Source organism: Mycobacterium szulgai (genome assembly GCF_002116635.1).
GTDB classification, from domain to species: Bacteria; Actinomycetota; Actinomycetes; order Mycobacteriales; family Mycobacteriaceae; genus Mycobacterium; species Mycobacterium szulgai.
The window spans coordinates 124,763-140,457 of record NZ_LQPW01000165.1; the positions used below are offsets into that span (position 1 = coordinate 124,763).

Here is a 15,695-nt window from a genome sequence, read left to right on the forward strand (position 1 = left end):
CCGAGACGGAATTCTCGTACGACCCGTTCGACGCGCAGGTGATGGCGAACCCGCTGCCGTACTACCGCGTCTTGCGCGACGAGTATCCGCTGTATTACCTGCCGCAGTGGGATACCTACGCGCTCGCCCGATTTGCCGACATCTGGCAGGTGCTCGAGGTCAACGACGGAACCTTCGTCGCCTCGGAGGGAACGTTGCCACCGGCGTCGGTGCTGGCCCGGCACAACGACGGACCGGTCGAGGATCCGCCCCTGCACCCGTTGCCATTCCACGCGGTCTTCGACGTCGACCTCTACGGGGAGATCCGCCGCGCGCACTCGCAGCCGTTGCGGCCGAAGTCGGTTACCGCGCTGGAATCCCGGATTCGCGTGCTGGCCAACGAGCGACTCGACATGTTGCTGCCCCAAGGATCGTTCGACCTGACTCAGGATTACGGCGGCATCGTCGTCGCCGCCATCGTATGCGAATTACTAGGCATATCACCAGATCTCGCGCCACAAGTGCTGGCCGCGGTCAACGCCGGCAGCCTGGCCGAGGCCGGCGTCGGAGTCGATACCGCGGCGGCGCGGCCCAACTACCTGGAGTTCCTGGTGCCGGTGGTGCAGGGCCGGCGAGCTCAACCCAAGGGGGACCTTCCCGTCGTCGACGGCCTGCTCGGCTACCGCTTGCCCGACGGCAGCGCCCTCGACGACGTCGAGGTCGCCACCCAGATGCTCTGCATCTTCATCGGCGGCACCGAAACCGTGCCAAAGATCGTGGCGCACGGGCTGTGGGAGCTCAGCCAGCGGCCCGACCAGCTGGCCGCCGTGCGCGCGGACCCGGCCGGCAATGTCGCGGTCGCGCGCGAAGAGATGATCCGCTACTGCGCGCCCGCGCAATGGTTCGCTCGAACGGCCCGCAAACCCTTCACTATTCACGGCGAAACCATCCGGCCCGGCCAGCGCATTATCACGCTGCTGGCTTCGGCCAGTCGCGACGAGCGGGAGTATCCGGAGCCCGATGAGTTCATCTGGAACCGGCCCATCCGGCGCTCACTGGCATTCGGGCGCGGCCAGCACTTCTGCATCGGCTACCACCTGGCCAGGCTGGAAGTGGCTGTGCTGGTGCAGGAATGGCTGCGGCGCGTCCCCGACTTCGCGATCCGAAGCCAAGACGCCACCCGATTGCCGTCCAGCTTTCAATGGGGATGGAACAAGATCCCGGTGGAGGTCTGACGTGTGGTCATACCGGATCGTTGCCCCCTACCGGTTCGAGCGGACGTCGATCCCGGACAAGGAGCCGGACGAGTTGGCCGATGGCCAAGTGCTGCTGAGGTTTTCGGCCGCCGGCGTCTGTGGTAGCGACCTACCGGCCTTCCGTGGGGCCCGCGGCCGGCTCCCCGGCGACGACGGTCGTAGCGCCGCGGAGAAGGACGGCTTTCCGATCCACGAGGTGGCCGGCGAGGTCATCGCCAGCCGGCATCCCGATCATTGTGCGGGCGATCTCGTGGTGGGCTGGGCCTCCGGATTCGACGGGCTGATGGAACGCGTGGTGACCGACGGTGACGGTGTGGCGTCCTACGATCCCGCGTTGACGCCGACGCAGGCGATCGGCCTACAACCGCTGGCGTGTGTGCTCTACGCGTGCGAACAGCTGCCCGATCTGGCCGGGCGGCACGTGGCGATCATCGGCCAGGGATCGATCGGGCTGCTGTTCTCCTACGTCGCCAACGCGGCCGGCGCCCAGCACGTCACCGGCGTCGATCCCGTTGACCGGCAGAACCTGTCGCGTGCATACGGAGTCGACGACGCCGTCTGCGCCACCAGCGATCGGTGGGTCAGTCAACTACACCCCGCCGACCGCGCCGACGTCGTCATCGAGGCCGTCGGACATCAAGTGGCGACTTTGCGGCATGCCATCGACGCTGCCGCACCGGGCGGGACCGTATTCTACTGCGGTGTGGCCGACGACGATGCGTATCCGATCGACATGCGAAGCATGCTGCGCAAGAACCTGACGCTGAAATCCGGTGTGACACTGGACCGGCGGCGAATGCTGGAGCTGGCCGGCGAGTTCGCCGCCGCACACCCCGACCTGCTCGAGGTCTATCTCACGCATACCTTCGGTGTCGATTACGTACAAGCCGCGTTCGATCTGGCTTGCCGGCCGGTTCCCGAACGGGTCAAGATCGCGATCACGCGATGAGGGTCTTCGACCGCGACATGCCGATCTGGGGAGGCTGGATCACCGGGCCGACGTTGCTCGGCCCCGAGGAATTCGCCAGGGCCGGTTACGGTTACGTGGGTTTCGATACCCAGCACGGCTATCTCGACGACGCCGACGTCGCCGGCCTGCTGCGGCGTCTCGAACATGTTCCGATCGCCACCGCCGTGCGGTTACCCAACGCCGACGCGGCACCGATCGGGCGGGTGCTCGACGCGGGGGCCGACGCGGTGATCATTGCGATGATCGAGTCGGCCGATGAGGCCGCCGCCGCGGTGGCCGCCACCCGTTACCCGCCGGCGGGTGTGCGCAGCTTCGGCCCGCTGCGTACCGGCCTCGGGCACGATCCGGCCGTCCTGGAAGCCCGGGCCGGCGTCTTCGCCATGATCGAGACGGCCGCGGCGCTGTCCGGCATCGACGAGATCTGCGCCGTCGACGGCCTTGCCGGAATATATGTCGGCCCAGCGGATCTGGCCCTGTCCATGGGGGTGGGCGTGGCCGGCGCCCTGCGAGACGCCAAGGTCTTGGACGCGATAGGCCGAATTCATCGTGCGGCCACCGATGCCGGGTTGATCACCGGAATCCATGCCGGCGACGGGAAGATGGGACGCGACATGGCACGGTTGGGTTTTCGGATGATCACCCTGGCCGCCGAATCGCAGGCGTTGCGGCGCGGCGCGGCGGATTACCTGCGGGAGGCGACCGCACCATGACCGACGCCGCAATCCGCGAGCTGCTCGCCGCATATGCGCTCGCGCTGGACGGCGGCGACGTGGCCGCGTGCGTGCAGCTCTTCGCGTCTGACGCGGAATTTCTGGTTTACGGGCGGACTTTTGCCGGCCATGACGGTATCGGCCGGATGTTCCGGGACGCACCGCGCGGACTGCATCTCACCGGCGTATCCAAGATCGACATGCGCGGGGATACCGCGACCGCGCGTTCCCAAGTGCTATTCGTCCGGGCTGGAGACCTTGCCCTGCGCCCCGCGCTCTACGACGACGAGCTGATCCGCCGAGACGGGAAATGGCTGTTTCGGCGGCGCCGCTGCCGATTCGTCACCAGCCACGGCCTCAGCGATACTCCCGAGGTGCACTGACCATGGCCGCGCCCCGGGTCGCACTCGTCACCGGCGCCGCCGGCGGGCAGGGCGGCGCCATCGTGAAACGGCTACGCGCCGAGGGCGTCTCAGTGGCCGCCTGCGACCTGCGAGCCGGTGGGTTCGACGACGACCACGTGCTCGAGATCACGCTTGATGTCACCGACGCGGCACAGTGGGCGCAAGCCGTCGACCACGTCGTCGCCCGATTCGGGGCTCTGACCACCCTGGTCAACAACGCCGGGGTGCTGCACCGGGCTGCGTTGGCCGACGAGACCGCCGCGGATTTCGAGGAGTCCTGGCGGGTCAACTGTCTCGGCGCCTTCCTCGGTATGCGCGCGGTGCTGGGCCGGCTACGGGAGGCCGAGCACGCGGCGATCGTCAATATCTGCAGCACCGGGGCGATCCGGCCGTTCCCGCAGCACTGCGCCTACGGATCGGCGAAATGGGCACTTCGGGGCTTGACGCAAACCGCCGCGGCCGAACTCGCCCCGGATGGCATACGTGTCAACGCCGTATTCCCCGGGCCGATAGCGACACCGATGCTGGACGACGCCACCCAGGCGCGGCTGGCCGCGGTATCGACGTTCGGCCGGCTGGGGAAGCCGGGCGAGGTCGCCGATGCCGTCGCATTCCTGGTCTCCGAACAAGCGTCGCTGATCACCGGTGCAGAACTCGTGGTCGACGGCGGCCAATCTCTGCAGATCCGATGACCGAGTTGGACGCCGTAAATCGGCTGGATCCGGCACTGCACGCCGTTGCGACGACGCGAACACTCTTCACGGCTGAGGCGATCCCGCTCATCCGCGAATCGATGAACCAGCGCCGTCGTAACACCATCGAGGAAACGACCGGGGTGGCCATCGGGCACGCGGCCGCCGAACCCGGCTCGGTTCCGGTGCGTATCTACCGCGGCGCCGAGACATCACCTGCGCCGGCCGTGATCTACTGCCATGCAGGGGGTTTCGCGCTCGGCAACCTCGACACCGACCACCGGCAGTGTCTGGAGCTGGCCCGCCGCGTACCGTGCACCGTGGTATCCGTCGACTATCGGCTGGCTCCGGAGCATCCCTATCCGGCTGCCCTGGACGACGCCACGGCAGTGCTGAACTGGGTGGCCGGCAATGCGGCGCAACTCGGCATCGATCCAGCCCGCCTGGCCGTCGCGGGCAGCAGCGCCGGCGCCACCCTGGCCGCATGCCTGGCGCAGCGCGCCGCCGACCGATCGCTGCCGCCGGTCGTGTTCCAGATGCTGCACCAGCCGGTGCTCGACGACCGCCCCAGCGCATCCATGATGGAATTCCGGGCCACCCCCGCGTTCGACGGTGAGGGGGCAGAGCTGATGTGGGGCCACTACCTGGCCGGCCAATCCGGATCAGCCGACGCAGCCCCGGGTAGGCGCCGCCAATTGGGTGGTTTGCCACCGGCTTTGATCACCTGCAACGAGATCGACCCGTTCCGCGACGAAGCGGTGGATTACGCGGTGCGCCTACTTGGCGCCGGGGTGTCCGCCGAGTTGCACGTATTCCCAGGCGTGTGCCACGGATTCGATTCGCTGCTGCCCGACTGGGCTACCAGCCAACGCCTTTTCGCGCTGCAGGGTGACGCGCTGGCCAGGGCGTTGCGGACCTAGGGTGCCCACGGTGATGGCGGGCAGTTGATCATCGACCGCCGCGACGGCGAATCGGGTGGCGGCGGCATAGAACGCGTCGTCGGTCATCAGTCCCCGGCGGGCCAGTTCAATGCGGTTCACCTCGGTGCCCCAGCGCTGGGCAAAGAGGTGCTTGAGATGTTCGGGATTGGGCCGGTGCAGGTTCAATTGCGGTTTACGGCGAGCCAATTCGTCGCGCATCGCCAAGGCTTGGGCGGCAATTGCGCGCCATTGCGGCAGCCGCGGGTCACCACGAAGCAGGTCGAGAAAGTGGTCGACGGCGGGTAGGGAAGGTGGCAGAAACAGTGTTCGGGTTACCACTCGGGCCGATACGGCGATCGGGTCGTCACCCAGAGTCCGGTTCTCTTCGGCGGTGAGCCAAGCGGAGCTGACCGACTTGGGAAAACCGGACTCACCGATGATGCCGGTCGCCAGGGCGTAGCGGTGGGCAATCGCCTCGAGCGCCGCTTCCGGGCTGTCGGCGGATATCTCGGCGATGGCCAGCGCGGCTAGTTGGCGGACGTTGCCGTTGTACCAGGGGTGGGTCAAGGTCCAGTACCAGGCGGCAACTTGTTCCAGGGCGGGTAGATAGGCCCATCGGTCGGTCGCGCACACGCTCAGGAGCGAGAGGATGTCCCAGTCGCGAACTTCGATCACGGTCTCGTGGCTGTGTTCGGTTGCTACGGCCTCCGGTGCCGCGGGTGCCCAGAGTCGCTGCCAGTGCTGGGACCAAATGGTGGGCGGCGGCGCGGGCCGCACGGCAGCGCTTGCGCGGCCACCGGCGATCTGCTGCAGCGCGAGCACGGCGTCGGCATGTTTGATGTCGACGCGCAGTGACCGCAATCGGCGTGCCAGACCCCGGATTTCGGATACGCCGGCCTCGTCGAGCAGTCGATTCCAGGTGCGCATGGTAAAGGGCAGAGAGCGCGCCACGTCGATCAGCTGGTTGGCCAATGTGGTTGTCAATAACCGGGATTCGACACACCGTGCCAGCGTTTGGCGAATGTTGACCAATGCGTCGACGAAGATCGGGTAGCCGTCGTCCGGATCGCCGTGCACCATGCCGACTTCGTCATCAGCCTCTAGGACCCCGTCGCGGTAGCTTTCGAAGACCCAGCCGTAGCCTTCCATCCCGAACGGGTGTAGCTCCGCTGCGCGCAGGGCTCCCATGCTCGACGAGCCGACCACCCGTACCCCAGTGGCTATCAGGGTCAGCAGTTCTTTGTGCCGCACCGAGGGATGCTGGAAGAATAGTCCGTCGACGATCAGCAGCGTATCGCCCGGTCCTAGCCCGTAGCGAAAGGCGTCGCCAAACGAAATCGGCGGTACCACTTCGGCATTGGAGACGATCGCGCGGATGTCGTCGGCTCCGATCGTGGGGCCGGCGGTGACGACGACCCTGCCTGGGATGGTCATGCGGACTCCGGTAAGGGTGTGCGGATGGGCGAGCGTGCCGACGCTGTCAAGCCGGGGGCAACGACCTTGACCACCGGAACGCAGCTGTCGGCGAGGTCGCATACGGCCGCGAGCGGTTCGGTGCCTGAACGAGTGGCCACGGCAGTGGCCGCGGCAGCGATGAGGTCAATCAGCGAGTCAGTGCAGTCGATGTGCCACGGGGTGGGCTGGGCGGCGGGTATCGATTGCATAGGTCTGGCGGCCGGGCCATAGGTGTGCAACCGGGCGAAGCGGTGATAGATCGCCGGCGAGAGATCCTCGCGGGCGCCGCTGATGGCCGTCAGACGCGATTGCGCGGCTTCGGTGATGGCGCGCGACAGCGCCACGTTGGGATCGTGATGCAGCCCGAAGCCGCAGAACGGGACGTCGGCCATCTCTGAAGTCAGTTCAGCGGCAAAGCAATAGAAATCGTCCCAGGTGTCGATCCGGGCGATCTGCAGTTGGCTTCCGGCCCGGAGAATCCTCTCGACCAGTTCGGCGCTGGCCGAGTCGGCGACGTCGTCGAGCGGTACCTCGAAGAGCGTCATTCCAGGCTTGGCGGTAGCCAGGCAGTGGCGTTCCATGATTTCGTACAACGCGTGCAGAGCGGCCTCGTAATAGCTGTTGCCCGAGGCCAATCCGCTGGTATCCATCGTGAACATGGGCGCTCCCCAGTGCTGGCCGACGGCGATGTTGACCGCGACGGCCGCCCACGGTAGCCAGGTTCGGCGACCGGTCAGCAACGTCGTCGCCACCATCCAGTCCAACTTGGCGCCGGGGTGGTAAAGGCTGCCGGGCTGCTGGCGAAGTCGCGTGGGATCATAGGTCAAGGTGGGGCCAAGATCTGCGGTAGTCGCGAATAGTAAGTCGGGGGCGACGTTTTCGGCGTGCCAGGTCTCGAGGGATTCCATGACGGCCGAGACTTGGGCGGCACGGTGGGTGGGGGCTTTACCCTGGCTGACCGAAAGCGTCAGCGAGGCCGGCCGCACCGCCTGGAAGGTGGGAATTCCGAGATCGTCGAGCCAGGTCAGATCGGCGACGCGGGTAATGCCCGCCGTTTCCAGCATCGGTTGTACTGCCACCCACGTTTCAGCGGGGGAGATGACCCGATGGGTGCTCGCCCGATGACCGAGGGTCGCGGGGTCGCAGTGCCCCAAAACCCTTGTCGGCCAATAAGACCAATCCGGCCCGACTGGCGCGCTATTCGGTTGTCTGCGGCCGGGGTGAGGCAATTCTGACCTGCTTCGTGCTGCTCAGGGGACGTGGGGAGGGGATTCAGCGGGGATCTCAGACTCGGATTCGGTGATGACGAGATCCCCGCCGGTGTCTTCCCGTGGATGCGTTTGCTTACTCGGCGATGTCGTGGGCCGAGTAGTTCAGAAGCGCCGCGGAGTATGCGGCCTCCTTCTCACCGAACAGAAGTTCGTGGGTCATGTCACCTCCCCTCTTGCTTTCCATACGGGGTGAAGCGGCTGGCTATAACGATGATTGCCTAGTGCAACTATGTCCGGCAAATATTATCGACTGATTGATAACATTGCAACCCCTTGTTGCAGCGGCTACATGACCTTCGCCTCTACTGCGAGCGGCCTCCTTCGCGGAACAATCTGCTCTTTGGAGAGGATCCCGTTGTGAAGATCACCGGTCTCGAGGTCATACCGTTCGAGACGTTCGTCGACCGAATCTCGTTCGGTCAGTTGCTTACGGACTACCGCGTGGTGCAGACCGTCACCAAGGTGCTCACCGATGAGGGCGCGGAGGGCTACTACTTCGGTGGTCACTTCCACGGCGACCAGGACGGGCTGCTGCCCGGGGACCGAGCACTGATAGCTCAATTCTTGAGCCCACTTCTAGCCGGCCAGGATCCTTTCGACCGGGCCGAGATCTGGCGGCAGCTCTGGGCGGCCAAGCTGCCTGAAAACGTCTGCAGCGTAATTGATCTGGCCCTGTGGGACTTGGCGGGTCGAGTTGCCGGTCTGCCCGTGTACAAGCTGCTGGGCGGCGCTCGGGACAGAGTCAAGGCCTATGCCAGCAGTTTCAACAATCTTGGGAGTCCCGGCGAGTACGCCGCGCACGCCGTCGAGTGCCAGCGCCAGGGCTATCGCGCCTACAAAATCCATCCGTATCACTACTGGAACCCCGCGACACGTCAGCCCGCCTTGCCACGACCGTCCTATGTGGACGACGACATCGAGGTGTGCCGAGCTGTTCGATCCGCGGTCGGCGACGAGATGGTGCTGATGTTCGACCCGTGGGGTACCTACCACACCTACGCAGACGCGCTGCGGGTCGGCAGGGAACTCGAACGGCTCGGCTTCTATTGGTATGAGCATCCGATGCCAGAGTTTCGGGTGCAGTCATATGTGAAGCTGGCTCGCGAACTCGAAATACCAATCTGCTCACCCGAAATCGCCGACGGCGGTATCTACACACGGGCGGACTGGATCCTGCGGACCGCGTCCGACATCAGCCGCATCGACGTCCTGCGCGGCGGCATCACCGGCGTGATGAAACTGGCCGGGATGTGCGAGGCGGTCGGAATGCGCTGCGAGATCCACATGAGCGGATTTGGCAACCTGCAAGTCCTGGGCGCGACGAGCGAAGACGTGTGCGAGTACTACGAGCGTGGCCTGCTGGGGCCGGGCGTCCGCTATGACGCCGCGCCGTGCTATCTCGGGAGCGCCGGTGACCCGCTTGGCCAGGATGGATTCGTCGACCTGCCGAAAGCGCCCGGCCTGGGCTACCAAATCCGGTGGGGCTATATCGACGATCACCGCCTACCCGAGACGCCGGTGGAACCGGTCGCGCCACTGCACCCGCGCTAGCGCCCGAACGCTATTACGAGTCAAAGCTGATGAGCTGACGCACGGCGGTGCCGTCGGCCAGGTGATCCATCGCCGTGTTGATGTCGTCGAGCCGGATCGTCGAGGACACCAGCGACTCCACCGGCAGCCGGCCCGAGCGCCACAGCGTCACGAACCGGGGGATATCGCGGCTGGGCACCGCCGAGCCGAGATAGCTGCCGATCAGTGAGCGCCCTTCGGCCACAAATCCCAACGGCGACAAGGTGATCCGGGCATCCGGCGGTGGCAAGCCGACGGTGATCGTGCGACCGCCCGGCGCGGTCAGGCCGATTGCGCTCTGCAACGCCGCGGGATGTCCGACGGCCTCCACGACCACGGCCGCCTTGATGCCGCCCTCGGCGGCTTGTTCGGGTGTATAGGTCTCGTGGGCGCCCAGGGCGCGCGCCGCGGCCAGCTTCTCCGGCAACCGGTCGACGCCGACGACGCGAACCCCGGCATAGGTCAGGGCGGTAAGCACCGCGGCCATGCCGACACCGCCCAGGCCGACGACAGCCACCGACTGGCCCGGTCGCGGATTGCCCACGTTGAGTACTGCACCGCCACCGGTCAATACCGCGCAGCCGAGCAGGGCCGCGACTTGGGGCCCAACATCGTCGGGTACCGGGACGGCGCTGGCCCGGTTGACGACGGCATGCGTCGCGAAGCCCGACACGCCGAGGTGGTGGAACACGCGATTTCCGTTGTGGTGCAGTCGGATTCCGCCGCCGAGCAAGGTCCCCGCCCCATTGGCGGCGCTGCCGGGTTCGCAGGGCGTCAGCCCCTCGGTCGCACACGCCGTGCAGTGGCCGCAGCGGGGCAAGAACACCAGCACTACGCGCTGGCCGACGGCTAAGTCGTTGACCCCGTCGCCGACCACTTCGACGATTCCGGCGGCTTCATGACCGAGCAGCATCGGCACCGGCCGGACCCTGTTGCCGTCCACTACCGAGAGGTCGGAGTGGCAGACGCCGGCGGCCTCGATACGGACCAGCACTTCGTCGCTGCCGGGTGGATCAAGTTCGAGGTCGACCACGCTGATCGGTTTTGACCGCGCGTACGGCCGGGGCGATCCGATCCGATCCAGCACCGCACCCCGGATGTGGATCATGTTCGAATACAACCATGACTTCAGGACCAGCCCCGGAGCAGCTCACCAGCAGCGACTTCCCGGTGCTGTGGCCGGTGCTCACCCGCTGGGCCGACAACGACATGTTCGGTCACCTCAACAACGCCGTCTACTACCAACTGTTCGACACCGCGATCAACGCGTGGATCAACACCACGACCGGCCTGGACCCGCTCAGCTCTGCGGAGCTGGGCATCGTCGCCGAATCGGGGTGCCGCTACTTCGCGGAGCTGCATTTTCCGGAAAGCCTGGCGGTGGGCTTGGCGGTGACGCGGCTGGGACGCAGCAGTGTGACCTATCGGCTGGGCGTGTTCCGGGTCGATCAATCCAGCGAGCAGGCGCAACCGATCACCGCCCTCGGACATTGGGTGCATGTCTATGTCGACCGGGTCACCCGTCGACCGGTACCGATCCCGGATGGGATCCGAACACTGCTCGCAACCGCCTGTGTAGCCGGCTGAAACGGCACCAGTATGCTTCGCCAATGCCAGTTTTGAGCAAGACAGTCGAGGTCAGCGCGCAGGCCGAGGCGATCATGGGCATCGTCGGCGACATCGAGCGGTACCCGGAATGGAATGAAGGAATCAAGGGCGCCTGGGTGCTCGCCCGCTACGACGACGGCCGTCCCAGCCAGGTGCGCCTCGACACCTCTATTCAAGGTTTTGAAGGCGTCTATATCCACGCGGTGTACTACCCCGGTGAGAACCAGATTCAGACCGTCATGCAGCAGGGCGACCTGTTCGCCAAGCAGGAGCAGTTGTTCAGCGTGGTGGAAAGCGGCGTCAACAGCCTGCTGACCGTGGACATCGACGTCGAGCCCAGCATGCCGGTGCCGGCGCCGATGGTGAAGATGCTCCTCAATACTGTGCTGGAGCAACTCGCCGAGGCCGTCAAGGTGCGCGCCGAGCAGCTCGCTAGCTGAAGATCCCGTTCCGGTCCAGCGTCTCGGTCAACCGCGCCGCGGCGTCGGTGAACTGCCAGACCGTGTGCTCAACCACTTCGTCGGCGTCCCGGCGGCGCAGCGCGGCGATCAACCGTCGGTGATTTTCGACCGCGTCGGCACCCCATTGCGGGTCGGCGGCATAGACCTGGGCTGGCATGTAACGCGCGGCGTTGAGTAGGAACCAGGCCAGCTTGATCCGCCCGCTGGCCTGGTTGAAGACGCGATGGAAGGAAAACTCCAGCGCCGCGATGGTTTCGGCATCGCCTGAGCCCACGGCCCGATCCATCGCATCGTTGATCCGGTCCAGCTCGGCGATCTCCAGGTCGGTGATCCGACCGGTGGCGGTGACGGCCAATTCCCGGGCGATGGTGGCCTGCAGCCAGAAGATGTCTGCGATGTCCTGCCGGGTCAGTGGCAGCACGACGTGGCCGCGGTGCGGCTCCAGTTGCACCATGCCTTCACCGCGCAACTTCAGCAGGGCTTCGCGCACCGGGGTGACACTGACCCCGAGCTCGGCCGCCGTCTCGTCGAGGCGGATGAACGTGCCCGGCCGCAGTTTCCCCGACATGATCGCTGCCCGCAGGTGCCCGGCGACCTCGTCGGACAACTGCGCCCGGCGCAGCGGACGGCGGCTGCGCGGCTGCGCGGAGAGGGGAGCGTTCACGTGGCCTGCCAGGGCTTTCAGGGGCTTAGCGGGTGCATAACAGGTCGACTTCGAACTCTTGTCTTTGCGCCGTCCAGGCCATAATGTGACCCAGACAACACTATGTTTTATCAAATATCAATGTGGCGCAAGCGGTGCGCAAGTGAAGGGAAGGCATAGTTGACCGCGCAACTGGCCAGCAACCTGACGCAGCTGACCGAGCAGCCTTACCTTGCTCGGCGGCAGAACTGGGTCAACCAGCTCGAGCGGCACGCGATGATGCAGCCGCACGCGACCGCGCTGAGGTTCCTGGGCAACACAGTGACATGGGCCGAGTTGCGGCGCCGCGTGGCGGCGCTGGCCGGCGCGCTGAGCCGCCGCGGGGTCGGCTTTGGCGATCGGGTCATGGTCCTGATGCTCAACCGGACCGAGTTCGTCGAGTCGGTGCTGGCCGCCAACATGATCGGGGCCATCGCGGTCCCGTTGAACTTCCGGCTCACGCCAACAGAAATCGCTTTCCTGGTCGAGGACTGCGGGGCGCGGGTGCTGATCACCGAGCCGGTGCTGGCTCCGGTGGCCATCGCCGTCCGCGACATCCAGCCGCTGGTGGACACGATCGCGGTAGCCGGGGGCTCAACCGACGATAACGTGCTCGGGTACGAGGACCTCATCACTGAGCCCGGCCCTGCCGCCGAACTCGTCGACATCCCGAATGATTCGCCGGCCCTGATCATGTACACCTCCGGCACCACCGGGCGCCCCAAAGGTGCGGTGCTGACACACACCAACCTGACCGGCCAGACGATGACGGCGCTCTACACCAGCGGCGCCAACATCAACAGCGACGTCGGTTTCATCGGGGTGCCGTTCTTCCACATCGCCGGGATCGGCAACCTGTTCACCGGCATGCTGCTCGGAGTGCCCACGGTGATCTATCCGCTGGGCGCATTCGAACCCGGCCAGCTGCTCGACGTACTGGAAGCCGAGAAGGTCACCGGCATCTTTCTGGTGCCCGCACAGTGGCAGGCGGTATGCGCCGAGCAGCAAGCACGGCCCCGCGACCTCAAGCTGCGGGTGATGTCGTGGGGTGCCGCCCCGGCGCCTGACGAGTTGCTGCGGCAGATGTCGGAAGTCTTTCCGGGAACTCAGATACTGGCGGCGTTCGGCCAGACCGAGATGTCGCCGGTGACCTGCATGCTGCTCGGTGAAGACGCGATCCGCAAACGCGGATCGGTCGGCAAGGTGATCCCGACCGTGTCGGCCCGCGTCGTCGACGACGACATGAATGACGTGCCCGTCGGCGAAGTCGGCGAGATCGTCTATCGCGCACCGACATTGATGAGCGGTTACTGGAACAACGAGCAGGCCACGGCGGAGGCGTTCGCGGGCGGCTGGTTCCATTCCGGAGACTTGGTGCGGATGGACTCCGAGGGCTACGTCTGGGTGGTGGACCGCAAGAAGGACATGATCATCTCCGGTGGCGAGAACATCTACTGCGCCGAGGTGGAGAACGTTCTGGCCGGTCACCCCCGCATCGTCGAGGTCGCGGTCATCGGCCGGTCGGACCAGAAGTGGGGCGAGGTGCCGATCGCCGTCGCGGCTGTAACGGAAGGGCACCTGCAAATCGAAGAGCTGGATGAGTACCTGACCGAGCGGCTCGCGCGGTATAAGCATCCCAAGGCGCTCGAGATTGTGGAAGCGCTGCCCCGCAACCCGGCCGGGAAGGTGCTCAAGACTGAACTGCGGATGCGCTATGGAAGCTCAAAGGAAGCTCAAAGACCTTCTGCTCCAACCGATTTATCGCCGATTAAGGAGAGCTGACCGGACCCGTAACGTTTGCCAGCTATTGACGAAGGGTTAATTGTGAGGATGCGGTTCACACCTGACGGGCCATCAGGTACATTCCTGTGGTCTCCGTTACTACCTGCGGGTAGGGAGCCGATAGTCACACATATTGGGTCGCGGCAAGGTGGGGGTTCCCCCAGCCGCATAGCGGCGAGGGGGCGAGGCGTGCGACATGATCGGCCGCGACTCCGAGACACGAACGAGACCTGTGATATCGGCGTGAAGGGGTACCGGTGACCACGTCTACACGTCCGCACCTGGTCGGATATCTCCGCGATCAATTGGAGACGCCGCTGACGATGGTCGGCGGCTTCTTCCGGATGTGCGTCCTCACCGGACGGGCACTCTTCCGCAGGCCGTTCCAATGGCGAGAGTTCATCCTGCAGTGCTGGTTCATCATGAAAGTCGCTCTGCTGCCGACGATCATGGTCTCGATCCCGCTGACAGTGCTGCTGATCTTCACCCTCAACGTCTTGCTCGCCCAGTTCGGTGCCGCCGACCTTTCGGGCGCGGGTGCGGCGATCGGTGCAGTCACCCAGCTCGGCCCGCTGACGACCGTGCTGGTGGTGGCCGGCGCCGGCTCCACCGCGATCTGCGCCGACCTCGGCGCGCGCACCATCCGTGAAGAGATCGACGCCATGGAAGTGCTCGGCATCGACCCCATTCACCGCTTGGTGGTGCCCCGGGTGATCGCGGCGACTCTGGTCGCGACGCTGCTGAACGCCTTGGTGATCACCGTCGGCCTGGTCGGCGGTTACCTCTTCGGTGTCTATCTGCAAAACGTCTCGGGTGGCGCCTATCTGGCGACGCTGACCACGATCACCGGCCTGCCCGAGGTGATCATCGCGATGGTCAAGGCGGCGACGTTCGGCCTGATCGCCGGACTGGTCGGCTGCTACCGCGGGCTGACCGTGCGCGGCGGCTCGAAAGGTTTGGGCACCGCCGTCAACGAGACCGTGGTGCTGTGCGTGGTCGCGTTGTACGCGGTCAACGTCATCTTGACCACGATCGGCGTGCGATTCGGGACGGGGCACTGACATGTCGACAGCCGCCGTAGTACGCGCCCGCTTCCCGCGGGCAATCGCCAACGTCAATCGTTACGCGGGCAGCGTCACCCGGGGTCTGGACGAGACCGGGCAGCTGGCCTGGTTCATGCTCACCAGCATCGGCCAGATTCCGCACGCGCTGCACTACTACCGCAAGGAAACGCTGCGGCTGGTCGCCCAGATCGGTATGGGCACCGGCGCGATGGCCGTCGTCGGCGGCACCGCCGCGATCGTCGGCTTCGTGACCTTGTCCGGTAGCTCGCTGGTCGCCATCCAGGGTTTCGCCTCACTGGGCAACATCGGTGTGGAGGCCTTCACCGGGTTCTTCTCCGCGCTGATCAACGTACGTATCGCAGGTCCCGTGGTCACCGGAATTTCGCTGGCGGCGACGGTCGGGGCCGGCGCCACCGCCGAGCTGGGAGCCATGCGGATCAGCGAGGAGATCGACGCCCTGGAGGTGATGGGGATCAAGTCGGTCTCCTACCTGACCTCCACCCGGATCATCGCCGGGCTGGTGGTGATCATCCCGCTGTATGCGCTCGCGATGATCATGTCTTTCCTTTCCCCGCAGATCGTTACGACGGTGCTGTACGGCCAGTCGACGGGTACCTACGAGCACTACTTCCGGACGTTCCTGCGTCCCGACGACGTGTTCTGGTCCTTCCTGGAGGCGATCATCATCGCGGGCATCGTGATGGTCACGCACTGCTACTACGGATACAACGCCGGCGGTGGACCGGTCGGCGTCGGTGAGGCGGTCGGCAGATCGATGCGGTTCTCGCTGGTTTCGGTTCAGGTTGTCGTGTTGTGTGCCGCGTTGGCGCTGTACGGCGTCAACCCCAACTTCGCCCTGACGGTGTAGCGCC

General features: G+C 65.7%; 15 protein-coding genes and 1 pseudogene. 12 read left to right on the forward strand and 4 right to left on the reverse strand.

Annotated features, from left to right (window positions below; genetic code table 11):
- Nucleotides 1–41 precede the first annotated feature (41 nt).
- Genes AWC27_RS25460 through AWC27_RS25485 form a run of 6 tightly spaced genes read left to right on the forward strand, consistent with a single transcriptional unit; the run spans nt 42 to nt 4,931 of the window.
- Nucleotides 42–1,214 (forward strand): cytochrome P450, encoded by a 1,173-nt coding sequence (locus AWC27_RS25460; protein WP_085673203.1) that lies wholly within the window; start codon nt 42–44, stop codon nt 1,212–1,214.
- A 1-nt stretch (nt 1,215) separates the two neighbouring features.
- Nucleotides 1,216–2,184 carry a zinc-binding dehydrogenase gene (locus tag AWC27_RS25465; RefSeq protein WP_085673073.1) on the forward strand — a complete coding sequence of 323 codons (969 nt, stop codon included), beginning with the start codon at nt 1,216–1,218 and terminating at the stop codon, nt 2,182–2,184.
- Nucleotides 2,181–2,915 (forward strand): HpcH/HpaI aldolase family protein, encoded by a 735-nt coding sequence (locus AWC27_RS25470; protein WP_085673075.1) that lies wholly within the window; start codon nt 2,181–2,183, stop codon nt 2,913–2,915. The genes AWC27_RS25465 and AWC27_RS25470 overlap by 4 nt, the downstream gene beginning before the upstream one ends.
- Nucleotides 2,912–3,298: a nuclear transport factor 2 family protein gene (locus tag AWC27_RS25475; protein ID WP_085673077.1), complete on the forward strand. Its 387-nt coding sequence runs from the start codon at nt 2,912–2,914 to the stop codon at nt 3,296–3,298. The genes AWC27_RS25470 and AWC27_RS25475 overlap by 4 nt, the downstream gene beginning before the upstream one ends.
- A 2-nt stretch (nt 3,299–3,300) precedes the next feature.
- Nucleotides 3,301–4,011 (forward strand): SDR family NAD(P)-dependent oxidoreductase, encoded by a 711-nt coding sequence (locus AWC27_RS25480; protein WP_085673079.1) that lies wholly within the window; start codon nt 3,301–3,303, stop codon nt 4,009–4,011.
- On the forward strand, nt 4,008–4,931 hold the full coding sequence (locus tag AWC27_RS25485; RefSeq protein ID WP_085673081.1) for an alpha/beta hydrolase: 924 nt from the start codon (nt 4,008–4,010) through the stop codon (nt 4,929–4,931). The genes AWC27_RS25480 and AWC27_RS25485 overlap by 4 nt, the downstream gene beginning before the upstream one ends.
- Here the strand turns inward: AWC27_RS25485 and AWC27_RS33065 are convergent.
- Nucleotides 4,923–6,365: pseudogene (locus tag AWC27_RS33065) on the reverse strand (TfuA-like protein); the annotation flags it as partial. The gene AWC27_RS25485 and the pseudogene AWC27_RS33065 sit on opposite strands and share 9 nt — an antisense overlap.
- The gene (locus AWC27_RS25495) at nt 6,362–7,615 is read right to left on the reverse strand and encodes a YcaO-like family protein (RefSeq protein ID WP_085673083.1); all 1,254 of its coding nucleotides are present in this window, start codon (nt 7,613–7,615) and stop codon (nt 6,362–6,364) included. The pseudogene AWC27_RS33065 and the gene AWC27_RS25495, both read right to left, overlap by 4 nt.
- A gap of 399 nt (nt 7,616–8,014) precedes the next feature.
- On the opposite strand from AWC27_RS25495, the gene AWC27_RS25500 reads away from it, so the two are divergent.
- A complete protein-coding gene (locus AWC27_RS25500) occupies nt 8,015–9,208 on the forward strand; it encodes an enolase C-terminal domain-like protein (RefSeq protein WP_169726865.1) in 1,194 nt (397 codons plus the stop codon).
- Nucleotides 9,209–9,221: 13 nt separating this feature from the next.
- On the opposite strand, the gene AWC27_RS25505 is transcribed toward AWC27_RS25500, so the two are convergent.
- Entirely contained in the window at nt 9,222–10,334 is a 1,113-nt protein-coding gene (locus AWC27_RS25505) for an alcohol dehydrogenase catalytic domain-containing protein (RefSeq protein ID WP_085673087.1), read from the reverse strand.
- A 14-nt stretch (nt 10,335–10,348) separates the two neighbouring features.
- On the opposite strand from AWC27_RS25505, the gene AWC27_RS25510 reads away from it, so the two are divergent.
- Entirely contained in the window at nt 10,349–10,813 is a 465-nt protein-coding gene (locus AWC27_RS25510) for an acyl-CoA thioesterase (protein ID WP_085673089.1), read from the forward strand.
- A gap of 23 nt (nt 10,814–10,836) precedes the next feature.
- A complete protein-coding gene (locus AWC27_RS25515; RefSeq protein ID WP_085673091.1) occupies nt 10,837–11,274 on the forward strand; it encodes an SRPBCC family protein in 438 nt (145 codons plus the stop codon).
- Here AWC27_RS25515 and AWC27_RS25520 read toward each other — a convergent pair.
- Entirely contained in the window at nt 11,267–11,959 is a 693-nt protein-coding gene (locus AWC27_RS25520) for a GntR family transcriptional regulator (RefSeq protein ID WP_085673093.1), read from the reverse strand. The genes AWC27_RS25515 and AWC27_RS25520 overlap by 8 nt on opposite strands.
- A gap of 159 nt (nt 11,960–12,118) precedes the next feature.
- On the opposite strand from AWC27_RS25520, the gene fadD5 reads away from it, so the two are divergent.
- The 3 genes from fadD5 to AWC27_RS25535 all read left to right on the forward strand — a co-directional run bounded on the left by fadD5 (nt 12,119) and on the right by AWC27_RS25535 (nt 15,691).
- Nucleotides 12,119–13,759, forward strand: coding sequence for a fatty-acid--CoA ligase FadD5 (fadD5, locus tag AWC27_RS25525; RefSeq protein WP_085673094.1), 1,641 nt, complete (start codon nt 12,119–12,121; stop codon nt 13,757–13,759).
- 257 nt (nt 13,760–14,016) lie between these two features.
- Nucleotides 14,017–14,820 carry an MlaE family ABC transporter permease gene (locus AWC27_RS25530; RefSeq protein WP_083115262.1) on the forward strand — a complete coding sequence of 268 codons (804 nt, stop codon included), beginning with the start codon at nt 14,017–14,019 and terminating at the stop codon, nt 14,818–14,820.
- Between the two features lies 1 nt (nt 14,821).
- The gene (locus tag AWC27_RS25535; RefSeq protein WP_085673096.1) at nt 14,822–15,691 is read left to right on the forward strand and encodes an MlaE family ABC transporter permease; all 870 of its coding nucleotides are present in this window, start codon (nt 14,822–14,824) and stop codon (nt 15,689–15,691) included.
- Nucleotides 15,692–15,695: the final 4 nt, after the last annotated feature.